This is a genomic window from Chitinophaga sp., assembly GCF_036569185.1.
GTDB lineage: Bacteria > Bacteroidota > Bacteroidia > Chitinophagales > Chitinophagaceae > Chitinophaga.
Window position 1 is genome coordinate 1 of the sequence record NZ_DATCRD010000197.1, and the last position, 11,636, is coordinate 11,636.

Consider the following 11,636-nt stretch of genomic DNA (forward strand, 5'->3'; position numbering starts at 1 on the left):
CAGGTGATTACCGCCAATCCCTTCATCGCCAGGTACACCGGCGTTTTATCAGGACGTTCATAATGCCAGTCGCAGATGATGACATCTTTTGGAACCAGGTCTACCGCACGGTGGGTATTATTCATACTCGCCTCCCAGGCGCCCAAACCGGTAAGCCTGCCATCCAGCAAACGGTCGCCCCACATCCATAACTCGCGGCCCTTCTCCGCCAGGTGGTTGCGGATCGTCCATACTTCCCCCGCAAATAATTCTGCCTTATCACGGCCACCGCAACGCGGGCATTTATCTTCTCCTATATAAAAAACCTCATCCATTCCCGCATGAAAGGCGGTACTTTCAAACACCTCACAGATCTCATCTACCAGCTCAAAAACAATTTTATGCACTCCCGGGTGGAGCGGGCAATAACTTTTACAATACAACCCATCGGCATTGGGCCATACATAGTTTGCCGGCATCTTCACCCAGGGCGTTTCATCAAAATCGGGGTACACCTTCAGCAGGTTGCCAATGGTGCCAGCCCACGACTGATGCCCCAGCAAATTGATCTGCGGTATCAGGCGGATGTTATGCTTACGGCAGGTTTGCACCAGTTGCTTTACCTGTTGCTCCGTTAAAGCGCCCGCATCGCGCAGCTCAGGATGTGATTTAAACTGGTAATTAAAATCAACACGCAGCACCAATGTGTTGATATGCCGCGGCGCCAGTTCGGTATCAATAAATTTAAGGAAAGGCGCCAGTCCCTGCGCCCTGGGTGCGGCTATGCAAAAACCGCGCACAGGGAGTGTATCCGCCGGCAAGGGTTTTGCAAAGGAAAGGGATACACTGCCGGAAACAAGCAGCAAAAGGGTAAACAATTTTTTCATAAGTGATAAATTTTTCAGGCATGCCCTAAAATAACGAAAGCAGTGCGGAACTGCAACCTTTTGATGTAACAAATGTATAATCACTATACAATGGTTATACACTTTGATTTTTAATATCTTTGATAAAAGCACTACCTCTATGAACGAGATCAAACTGCCGTTTACTGCCCGTCTCACCTTTACCCTTTTTTCCATCATCCTTATCATTTACATTGCCCATGTAGGCAGCGGTATCATTGTTCCGCTCATGTTTGCCATGCTCATTGCCATCATGCTGCTGCCCGTGGTTCACCAGCTGGAAAAATGGCGCATTCCGCGCGGACTGGCAGCTATCATAGCCGTATTGCTGTTTATTATAGGCATTGTACTGTTGATACTCCTGCTGGGCAAACAAATGGAAGCCTTTATTTCCGACTTCCCCCAGCTGGAACAAAAGCTGATGCTGGTGATCGATTCCACCCAGGACTGGGTGAATACCAAATTCCATATCAATTCCAGCACCCAGATGAGTTACGTGGAAAAAGCCATGATGGGCACACTGGGCACTGCTACCAGCTTCATCAGTCAAACATTCCTCTCCGTTTCCTCCCTGTTGATATTTGTGGTATTTGTTTTCCTCTATGCTTTTTTTATTCTCTTCTACCGCAGGTTACTGGTATCTTTCCTGATAAAGATCTTCCAGGAGCAGCACCGCGAAAAACTGCTCACTGTCATTGCCAGCACCCGCACTATTATTAAAAGCTATGTGGGCGGATTGATGATAGAAATGGTCATTGTTGCCGCGCTCAATACTACCCTGTTCTTTATCCTGGGCATTAAATACGCTATCCTGCTGGGGGTAATGGCAGCCATCTTCAATATCATCCCATATGTAGGTATTTTGACCGCTGCCATTCTCATTATCCTGGTTACCCTGGCTACGGGCACGCCTATACAGGCATTGCAGGCAGGCATCGCCCTCTTTCTCATTCACGTGTTCGACAGCAACATCCTGTTCCCCAGCATCGTGGGGTCCAAAGTGAAGATCAATGCACTGGTCACGATCGTGGGCGTGGTGCTCGGCAATATGTTATGGGGCATTCCTGGGATGTTCCTCGCCATCCCCACCATTGCCATCATTAAAATTATTTGTCAGAATATTGAAGAGATGACCCCCTGGGCTATCTTGCTGGGTGATGAATCCAAACCGAAAGTGAAGAAAGTGAAAGTAGTGAAGAAAGATTAAAGCATAAAAAAAGTTGTCCCGGCCACCACCGGGACAACTTCACACTATAAATCAACAACCAATCGCTATGATAATAATCGCTCTTTCTTTAGCCTGTTTTTATATACCCAGTAAAACACGATTGGGAATATAAAAAGGTTGAAAAAAGTATCCGTGATCAACCCGCCTATCACCACACGTGCCAGCGGCCGTGCAGTTTCAGAACCGATACCCATACTGATTGCCGCAGGCAGCAACCCGATGGCCGCCATCATGGCTGTCATGATCACCGGGCGTATTCTCGATTCCACACCTTCCAGGATAGCATCCGGCAAACTGAAATGCGCCCCTGCATGCGTGGTACGCACATTTGTCTTGAACTTCGATAACAGGATCACCCCATTCTGTACACAGATTCCGAACAAAGCTATAAAGCCAATACCCGCTGATATACTAAAGTTCGTCCCGGTAAGCCACAGCGAAAAGATGCCGCCGATAATCGCAAATGGTACATTGTTCAGCACCAGCAGGGCGTCCTTTACCTTTCCAAAAAGAATAAACAGGATCAGGAAAATCAACAATAAACTGATGGGCACTACCTGCATCAATCGTTTTGTGGCCCGCTGCTGGTTCTCAAAATCGCCTGCCCATTCCAGGGAATATCCCTTCGGCAAAGTGATCTGCTCGCCCACTTTCTGCTGCGCTTCTGCAATGGTGCTACCCAGATCCCTGCCCCTTACCGAAAATTTAATAGCCCCATACCGCATATGCTTGTCCCGGTAAATCATACTGGGCCCTACTATATGCTCAATTTCCGCGATCTCCTTCAACGGGATCTTATTACCCCGTATAGTCGGTATCGTTAGGTTGCCGATGGATACCTCGCTTTCCCGGAAACCCTCGGGATAGCGTATACGAAGATCAAAGCTCTTCTCCCCTTCATAGATACGGGTAGCCGCCTTCCCCCCGATGGCCATTTCTATTACGGAATTTGCATCCTCCGTGGTCACCCCGTACAGGGCCATCTTCTGCTGGTTCAGGTTAATGCGCAGCTCCGGCTGGCCAATATTCCGCAGGATCCCCAGATCCTCAATGCCATGCACCCCTTTCAGGATCTTCTCTATTGATTCTTCCTTATTTTCTACCAGCTTAAAATCATCTCCAAACAACTTCACTATAATAGAGCCTTTCACACCGGAAACCGCTTCCTCCACATTATCCATGATCGGTTGGGAAAAGTTCAGCGTAATACCGGGAATGCCTTCCAGTTTGTCCTTCATCTCCTCTATCAGCCTTGCTTTCGTGATGCCGCTCTTCCATTCGCCCTGCGGATAAATATCCACATGGAACTCAATATTGTAAAAACCCGTTGCGTCGGTGCCGTCATTCGGGCGGCCGGTTTGAGACACTACCTGCTTTACCTCCGGGAAGGTAAGCAGCTTCCGCCTGATGTCGTTGCCTACCTTTACCGATTCCTCCAGCGATGTACTTAACGGCCCGGTAGCCCTGATATAAATAGCTCCCTCGTTCAGCTGCGGCAGGAACTCTGTTCCCAGGAACCTGAAGCAGTATAACCCAAACGCCAGTACGATAAGCGATACGGTAAAGGCTATACGGCGATGCCGGAAACAAGAGTTAAAGATCCGCAGTGTGACGCGGTTAATAAATTCCAGGAAAACATTATGCTTCTCCTTTACATTCTTCCGGAGCAATACGCTGGCCAGCGCCGGCACCAGGGTAAAGGTAAGGATCAACGCCCCCAGCAGTGCAAATCCCAACGTCCAGGCCAGCGGGGAAAACATCTTTCCCTCCACTTTCTCAAAGGTAAAAATGGGCAGCAACCCGGTAATGATGATCAGCTTTGCAAAGAAGATCCCCTTGCCATTTTCCAGGCAGGCCCTGCGGATCATCCCCGCTTTACTCAGTTTATTAAACCGGTCCATCCCCACGGTATGCGCCTTCTTATCGAGCACCACGAAAATCCCTTCCATCATTACCACGGCCCCGTCTATAATGATCCCGAAATCGATCGCTCCCATAGACAACAAGTTGGCGCTCATTCCCTTGATCCGTAAACAAATGAACGCAAACAACAATGCCAGCGGGATCACTACCGATACAATCACCGTAGTACGCCAGTCGGCCATAAACAGGAATACGATCACCGTTACAAAAATGATCCCCTCCAGCATATTATGCAAAACCGTATGCGTGGAAAAATCGATCAGGTCTTCCCGGTTATAAAACGGCTTTATCTTTACGTCGTCCGGTAAAATACGTGTATTCAGCTCCGTTATCTTTTGTTTCAGCGCTTCAATTACTACAGCGGGGTTCTCCCCTTTCCGCATTACCACGAAACCTTCCACTACATCATGGTCCTGGTCGCGCCCCACCTGTCCCAGCCTGGGCAGTGCCGATATGCTTACATCGGCTACATCCTTTACCAGTATGGGCGTGCCATTGATATGATCTACAATGATATTTTTGATCTCCTCTGTATTATTAAGAATACCAATCCCTCTCACCACGTATGCCTGTGCATTTTTTACAATCACGTCGCCGCCTACATTGATATTACTTTTGGACAATGCCTGGTACATCTCCTGTGCTGTAATATCATATTGCACAGCTTTATCAGGGTCCATAGTTACCTGGTAAATTTTCACTTCCCCGCCAAAACTTACAATATCCGCCACACCCGGCACGGATAACAGGTTCCGCTCGATCACCCAGTCCTGCAGCGTTTTCAGCTCGGCTACTGATAGCTTGCTGCTTTGCAGTGTATAACGGTAAATTTCCCCGGTGGGACCATAAGGCGGCTCTATCTCAGGATCTACCCCATCCGGCAGCGAGGCGGAGCTGATATTGTTATTGATCTGCTGCCTTGCAAAAGTGTCATCCACATCATCATCAAAAATCACTTTCACTACAGATAGCCCAAACAGCGAAGAGGAACGGATATGCGTTTTCTTCTGCGCCCGGTTCATGGCAATCTCTATAGGTCTTGTTACAAATTTCTCTACCTCTTCCGCACTCCTGCCCTGCCATTGGGTAATAATGGTAACGGAAGTATTGGTAACATCCGGGAAAGCATCTACGCCAATCTGTTTAAAGCTGATATAGCCGGCAACAGCCAATACCCCGGTGGCAAAAAAAATGAAGTATCTGTTGCTTAAAGAAAAGGCAAGTACGCTCTTAATAAATCTGTTCATAGTAGTGGGCCTTTACTGCTGATCCTTCAGCGTTTCATAAATGAATACCTGCCGGGAAGCTATTACCTGGTCGCCTTCCTGTAAACCGGCGCTGATATAGGCTCTTCCTTCGCTGGTTTTCTCTAACTTCACTTCCTTTACCGTTATGCCGCTCTTCGCGTTGGAGCGTACCAATACGTAATATTTGTCGTGGTCAAAAATGATCCCCCTCGATGGGATGCTCACCGTTGTACTATCAGAATGCCGGTTAGCTTTCACCCGCACAAACATTTCAGGCTTCAGCAGGAAACCGGGATTATCCACTACTACCCTGGCTTTCATTACCTTATTTTCAGGATCCAGTACGTTGTAAATTTTATCGATAGTACCATAGAAAATTTTATCGGGGTAAGACAGGGTGCTCATCTGTACTTTATCTCCTTCGTGGATGCCGGCAATGTCCGACTCGAAGATGTTGATCATCGCCCATACATTATTCAGATCGGCCACCACGAAAATGGGATCGGTGTTATCCGGGCGCCACTGCATACTTTCGGCGGCGCGCTTACTGATCACAAATCCTGGTACCGGCGCTTTCACGGCATAATCGGTACGATGCCCGCCCCCGTTGATCTCCAGGATAGCCTGCGATTTATTATAAGCGGCAACGGCCTTATCGTAGGTACTTTTGGCTTCTTCATATTCCCGCTGGGAGTTTAACCCGCTCTTATAAAATGACTCTGCTACTTCCATATTCCTCCTGGCTGTGGCCATATCGTTCACGGATATACGCTGATCTGCCGTAAAGCCTGCCATCTCGGGGCTTTTGATAATTGCCAGCACCTGGCCTTTTTGTACAAAATCGCCGGAATGGACTTTTACCGCCGTAACAATGCCGCTCACCATCGGGAAAATGCGCGCCGTCTTGTCTTCGTTCTCTGTGATCTTGCCGGTAAGCAGTATTTCACTTTCAACAGGCCGGGCGGTAGCGGTATCAACTACCAGCGTGCGGAGCAAAGAATCTGAAAGCGACCATGAACGGAGTGCTTCAGGCGCAGCTTTGCTGCCGCAGCCGGTGATGATACTACCAAGGGATATAATGATAACAATTGCAGGTATATAACGTTTTACTGGATATTGCATGTGAGAAAATTTATCAGGGATGAAAAACAGGCGTGCCGGTACTGAAATTAAGCGACTCCAACGCATGCAGGCGATCGTATTTCAGCGCATTCATTTTTAGGACATTATTCCGGTAGGCATCGTACAGGTCAATGAATTCGAGTAACCCGATATTATGAAGCCGGAAATTTTTCTCCACTTCATTCATCATGGTAGTGTATTCATTTTCAAAACCGGGATCAAACTCATTCAGCAGCTTTTCTGTTTGCAATGCCAGCTGGTAACTGTTCATCACTTCATGCGCCAGTTCATCTTCCTGTCCTTCCAGCTGCAGCTTACTGCTTTCCAGCGCTGCCCTGGCGGTTTTTATATTCCCCTGGTTGCGGTTAAAAAATGGCAGTGGCATGGATACGTTCAGTCCATTGTAATTACGCTCAAAGTTGCCCTGTTTGTCGTACGAAAAGCCTACCTGCAGATCCGGCACGGCCATCGATTTCTGTAACCGCAGGTTCAGGTGATTATAGTTCACCGTTTCCTGCGCTATCTTCAGGTCGTAGCGGTTTTCCCGTGCTGTGTCCAGCAGCGACTGATAACTGTAACTCAGCGCCAGTGGCTTTTCTCCGGCGCCTTCCGGCAATACCGGCCGGATCACGGTGCCAGGTGGTACCCTGATCAGCAACGCCAGGTCCGATTGTGTTTGCTGAATATCCTCTTGCAGCGATAAATGATCATGCTGTAAATCGTACAGCATCGATTTGATCCGCACCACCTCTTTGGGCGCAATATTCCCTTTGGCCTGCTGTGCGGTAAATGCGGTCACCACCGTCTGCAAAAAAGCAATCTGGCTGGCGAAGGTTTCCAGCGATTGCTGTTTATAATATAGATCGTAAAAATTATCATGAAGGGAAAAACGCAGGGTGCGCATCAGGTCATAGAACTGGTATTCGCTCAGCTTTATCCCGCTCTGTGCCAGCTTTACCGCCTTATTCCGTTTGCCGGCCAGTTTGAGCAACTGTTCCGCCTGCAGGCTGTTCTGCCCTTGATAGGAGAGGTCGAACCACTTCCTGGTAGTGTGATTATACAACACGTTCTCAAAGGTCACCTGCGGATTATCGTACAGTCTGGCCGTGATCACCCCTGCTTTGGCCGAATCAATACTGTAACGCTGCGTAAGTAAAGAAATATTCTTTTGCAGGAATTGCTGCTCCGCCTGCGGCAATGTTAAGGTTAATGTGTCTTTCACCTGTGCTGATGCTGTGGTACGGAACACAGTAGCAAACAGTACAAGCCAGGTAAGCCCTGCTAATCTATTGATCATACAACTTTTTTTCGTTGCACAAAGATGATACGGGGCTATTAGCGGCTTATTAGAATAAAGTTAAAACCAGATTAGAATTGACCGGCAGGTGTAAAGAATATATTAAACGTAGTACCCTGGCCCAATACGCTGCTTACTGTGATAGTGGCTTTATGCAGGTGCAGGATCTTTTGCGTCATCGATAACCCGATACCGTACCCATCGAAAGTATGCGCGTTATCTGCCCGGTATAATGGCATAAAGATCTTCTCTGTGTCTGCCGCTGCAATACCAATACCCTTGTCGCTTACAGACAGGCTAAGACCACTTCCGCTGTAGGAAAGCAGGCAACTAACGTCACGGTTATACGAAAATTTAAATGCATTCCGGAAAATGTTCTGCAACGCCAGTATTATCAGCGATCGGTTACCCCGGATGCATAGCAGGGACGCGTCTTCCGGAAGGCCGCTGAGTTGTACGCGCAACTGCAGAGCGGGCGTTTTATGCCGCCAGTAGTCCGATAACTCCCACAGTAATTCATCCAGCCGGATCAGTTCACTGTTGGCTTCTGTAAGATTGGCATCTACCCTGGTAAGCTGTAACAGGCCATCAGTGATGATCTTCAGCTTTTCAGACTCTCCCAGCAAAGTACACAGCGTTTGTACATACTCTTCCCGGCTGCGGCTGTTCTGAAGCGTTACTTCTATCTCCCCGATAATAGTAGTTAACGGCGTACGCAACTCATGGGAAGCATTAGACACAAATGAGCGTTGCATGTCAAAGGCTTGTTCCAGGTGTTGCAGCAGACCGTTGAAATTAGTAGCCAATTCATCTATTTCATCTTTATTCAACCCCTGTTGCACACGCATATGCAGGTTATTGGAACGGATCTTCTGTACCTGCCGGTTAATGTTCTTGATAGGTTCCAGCGCCCTGCTGGCATACCATTGCCCCATCAGGAAAATGATGAGCAGCGCCACAAAAAACATAATGATCAATATCCATAAAAGATACTGCAGTTGCTGGATGCCTGCGGTGTTGCGGGCGGTAACAATCACTACAAAATCGCCCTGGTTATCGGGATAGTAAATGCCCAGTCCTGATTCTTCCCGGAAACGGAAACGGTACACCTCTTTATGACGGATGGTTTCCAACAGGGATACCGGCCAGTTGTACCTCGTTTTTTCAATAAATACTCCCTGGTTATGCTGGTCGTAAATATTACTGGATTCATCGGGTATGCGTTCCCGGTAGCTCTTCTCAATTTCGAGGAATTTCTTTTTAGTCACCTCATCTTTTTCCAGGTATACCTGCGCAGTTACCAGCGCGCGCATCTGCAACAGCTTATAAAAACTGTTCTGGATATATTGGGCGGATAACAGGTATATCAGTACGAAAACAATGGTAAGGATAATACCTGAGATCAGCGTAAACTGCAGTGATAAGCGGTGACGGATCTTCATAAGTTATTTCTGTTTCATCACATAACCCATCCCTACTACCGTGTGGATCAGCTTTTCGCCGGTAAAGCCTTTTTCTATTTTATTCCGGAGATAATTTACGTATACATCAATGGTATTGGTACCCGTGTCGAACTCAAGCCCCCATACGGCTTCAGAAATAAGCGCCCGGGAAAGCACCTTACCGGTATTGCGGAGCAGCAGTTCCAGCAATGCATATTCTTTTGCGGTGAGCACGATCTCCTGCCCTTCCCGGCTGGCGGTTTTGGTGTGGGTGTTCAGCTGAAGATCTGCAAATGTGAGCACTGCCTGTTCCTGGTGGAAATGACTTTTCCGTCTTGATAAGGCATTGATACGGGCTATCAGCTCAGAGAAATGAAAAGGCTTGGCAAGATAATCATCGGCGCCGGCGTTGAGCCCTTCTACAATATCCTGCGTGGCATTCAACGCAGTGAGCATTAATATAGGCACAGGAATTTCCAGTGCGCGCAGGTTCCTGCATACCGTGGTCCCATTGATACCCGGCAACATCAGGTCCAGTAAAATCAGGTCGTAGTCCTGCTCCAGGGCAGCCTGCTGCCCCTTCATCCCGTCTGTATATACATCCACCTGGTGGTGATGCTCTTCCAGCCCTCTTTTAATGAAAGCCCCCACTTTCACTTCATCTTCTATAACCAGTATTTTCATAAAAAAAATTATAAGCAATAACCCCTGCAAAAGTAGGATTGTTTACCCGGGCGGGCATTAAAGCGGGATTAAAATCGATCTCCTCATGGACAATTTATCAATATCTGTTAGCTTTGCGTTCATTTAAACCGGCAACCAGATCATGCATTTACCTGTTTTAAGTAGCGGCGAACTGGTGCTGCGACCCATAGAAGACAAAGACACCGCCGCACTGTTCAGCCACTTCTCGGATGATGCGGTTACAAAATATATGGACATCGATTCCTTCACCAATATCAGTGAAGCCACCCAGATCATCCGGTTCTTCCACCAGAGCCTGGAAAAGGAAGAAGGCATGCGATGGGCCATTACACTGGCCGGGAAGGATGAACTGATAGGTACCTGCGGTTATCATAAGATCAGTAAAATACATTTCAAAGCGGAGATTGGCTACGACCTCCGCCCTTCTTACTGGGGCAAAGGCATTATGAAAGAGGCCGTAAGCGTTATGCTTGATTATGGTTATGAGGAGTTGCAGTTTAACCGCATTGAAGCCTTTGTGGATCCCGACAACCTGGCCTCCTCCAAACTGCTGACCAGGCTGGGCTTCCGTTACGAAGGTTTCCTGAGAGATGCTTTTTTTGAGAAGGGAAAATTTGTGAACGCAGAGCTTTACAGTCTTTTAAGAAGTGAACATACCCGTGAATCCATCTTTTAATTATTACATACTATGAGCTTACAATTCCGGCACGCCACGGAAGCCGACCTGCCACGGATCGTTGAAATTTATAACACTACCATTGCCGGCAGGATGGTAACTGCCGATACCTCGCCGGTAACCGTTGAAAGCCGGCGGGCCTGGTTTCATGCGCACGACAGCATCCGCCGCCCCCTGTGGATGATCGACAATAACGGCAGCAATGTGGGATGGATGAGTTTCCAGTCTTTTTACGGGCGCCCTGCCTACAACGGCACGGTAGAAGTAAGTATTTACCTCGATGAAACAGCCCGTGGGAAAGGATTTGGGAAGGAAGTACTGCAGTATGCCATTGACATAGCGCCGGAATTCGGGGTGCAAACATTGCTGGGTTTCATCTTCGCACATAACGAACCCAGTCTGAAACTGTTTATGAAGATGGGTTTTGAAGAATGGGCGCACCTGCCGGAAATTGCCGTGCTGGATGACGTGGAAAGAAGTTTAAAGATTTTAGGAAGAAAGATCTGACCCTGCTACAATATTCCTACAGTTTTGCGGGATAACTTCGGCAGTAAACAGGAAAAATTATGTGGTGGTTTTATGCATTACTATCCGCTTTCTTTGCGGCCTTAACCGCTATCCTGGCCAAGATCGGGGTAGCGGATATTCCTTCCAACCTGGCTACCGCCATCAGAACGCTTGTGATACTGGTGCTGGCCTGGGCCATTGTATTTGCAGGAGGGGAATATAAAAATGTAGGCGCCGTTTCAAAGCACGGGCTGCTGTTCCTTATTTTATCGGGTATTGCCACCGGTTGTTCCTGGCTTTTTTATTTCAAGGCGCTCCAGGTGGGGCAGGTATCGCAGGTAGCCCCGGTGGATAAACTCAGCGTGGCGCTCACCATTGTTTTATCCGCCATTTTCCTCCATGAAACCATCACGCTGAAAACCGCCATCGGTGCAGGGCTTATTATTGCAGGCACGCTGGTACTTATTTTGAAATAACGCGGAGGTTGTCTGACTCAGGATTAAACTGATTTTACTGATTAGCCTGAAATTTATTTTTTTGATTTAAAAAGATTTTGGGAGATAAAAAGCGAGTCTTCGTTTTTATCTCCCAATTTTTTTAGAATC

10 protein-coding genes are annotated in these 11,636 nt (G+C 47.8%); 4 read left to right on the forward strand and 6 right to left on the reverse strand.

What is annotated here, in order from left to right; genetic code table 11:
• On the reverse strand, positions 1-866 hold an 866-nt coding region (locus VIM72_RS14995; protein WP_332003636.1), incomplete at its 3' end, for a family 20 glycosylhydrolase.
• 139 nt (positions 867-1,005) lie between these two features.
• Between VIM72_RS14995 and VIM72_RS15000 the strand changes: the two genes are divergently transcribed.
• Positions 1,006-2,091 (forward strand): AI-2E family transporter, encoded by a 1,086-nt coding sequence (locus tag VIM72_RS15000; protein WP_332003637.1) that lies wholly within the window; start codon positions 1,006-1,008, stop codon positions 2,089-2,091.
• A 65-nt stretch (positions 2,092-2,156) separates the two neighbouring features.
• Here VIM72_RS15000 and VIM72_RS15005 read toward each other — a convergent pair whose 3' ends face one another.
• From VIM72_RS15005 to VIM72_RS15025, 5 genes are all read right to left on the reverse strand, one after another.
• On the reverse strand, positions 2,157-5,282 hold the full coding sequence (locus tag VIM72_RS15005; protein WP_332003638.1) for a CusA/CzcA family heavy metal efflux RND transporter: 3,126 nt from the start codon (positions 5,280-5,282) through the stop codon (positions 2,157-2,159).
• 12 nt (positions 5,283-5,294) lie between these two features.
• Positions 5,295-6,404 carry an efflux RND transporter periplasmic adaptor subunit gene (locus VIM72_RS15010; protein WP_332003639.1) on the reverse strand — a complete coding sequence of 370 codons (1,110 nt, stop codon included), beginning with the start codon at positions 6,402-6,404 and terminating at the stop codon, positions 5,295-5,297.
• 13 nt (positions 6,405-6,417) lie between these two features.
• A complete protein-coding gene (locus VIM72_RS15015; protein ID WP_332003640.1) occupies positions 6,418-7,701 on the reverse strand; it encodes a TolC family protein in 1,284 nt (427 codons plus the stop codon).
• Between the two features lie 71 nt (positions 7,702-7,772).
• Positions 7,773-9,143: a HAMP domain-containing sensor histidine kinase gene (locus VIM72_RS15020; RefSeq protein WP_332003641.1), complete on the reverse strand. Its 1,371-nt coding sequence runs from the start codon at positions 9,141-9,143 to the stop codon at positions 7,773-7,775.
• A gap of 3 nt (positions 9,144-9,146) precedes the next feature.
• A complete protein-coding gene (locus tag VIM72_RS15025) occupies positions 9,147-9,827 on the reverse strand; it encodes a response regulator transcription factor (protein WP_332003642.1) in 681 nt (226 codons plus the stop codon).
• Positions 9,828-9,969: 142 nt separating this feature from the next.
• Between VIM72_RS15025 and VIM72_RS15030 the strand changes: the two genes are divergently transcribed.
• The 3 genes from VIM72_RS15030 to VIM72_RS15040 are packed head-to-tail and all read left to right on the forward strand — an operon-like array spanning position 9,970 to position 11,507.
• Positions 9,970-10,524, forward strand: a complete 555-nt coding sequence (locus tag VIM72_RS15030; RefSeq protein ID WP_332003643.1) for a GNAT family N-acetyltransferase — start codon at positions 9,970-9,972, stop codon at positions 10,522-10,524.
• Positions 10,525-10,536: 12 nt separating this feature from the next.
• A complete protein-coding gene (locus VIM72_RS15035; protein ID WP_332003644.1) occupies positions 10,537-11,031 on the forward strand; it encodes an N-acetyltransferase family protein in 495 nt (164 codons plus the stop codon).
• 59 nt (positions 11,032-11,090) lie between these two features.
• Positions 11,091-11,507, forward strand: coding sequence for an EamA family transporter (locus VIM72_RS15040; protein ID WP_332003645.1), 417 nt, complete (start codon positions 11,091-11,093; stop codon positions 11,505-11,507).
• Positions 11,508-11,636 lie beyond the last annotated feature (129 nt).

Excerpts from the sequence above, each read along its gene's own strand:
- VIM72_RS15010 (WP_332003639.1), bottom strand. The coding sequence starts at position 6,404 with ATGCAATATCCAGTAAAACGTTATATACCTGCAATTGTTATCATTATA.
- VIM72_RS15005 (WP_332003638.1), bottom strand. The coding sequence starts at position 5,282 with ATGAACAGATTTATTAAGAGCGTACTTGCCTTTTCTTTAAGCAACAGA.
- VIM72_RS15030 (WP_332003643.1), top strand. The coding sequence starts at position 9,970 with ATGCATTTACCTGTTTTAAGTAGCGGCGAACTGGTGCTGCGACCCATA.
- VIM72_RS15025 (WP_332003642.1), bottom strand. The coding sequence starts at position 9,827 with ATGAAAATACTGGTTATAGAAGATGAAGTGAAAGTGGGGGCTTTCATT.
- VIM72_RS15020 (WP_332003641.1), bottom strand. The coding sequence starts at position 9,143 with ATGAAGATCCGTCACCGCTTATCACTGCAGTTTACGCTGATCTCAGGT.
- VIM72_RS15015 (WP_332003640.1), bottom strand. The coding sequence starts at position 7,701 with ATGATCAATAGATTAGCAGGGCTTACCTGGCTTGTACTGTTTGCTACT.
- VIM72_RS15035 (WP_332003644.1), top strand. The coding sequence starts at position 10,537 with ATGAGCTTACAATTCCGGCACGCCACGGAAGCCGACCTGCCACGGATC.
- VIM72_RS15000 (WP_332003637.1), top strand. The coding sequence starts at position 1,006 with ATGAACGAGATCAAACTGCCGTTTACTGCCCGTCTCACCTTTACCCTT.
- VIM72_RS15040 (WP_332003645.1), top strand. The coding sequence starts at position 11,091 with ATGTGGTGGTTTTATGCATTACTATCCGCTTTCTTTGCGGCCTTAACC.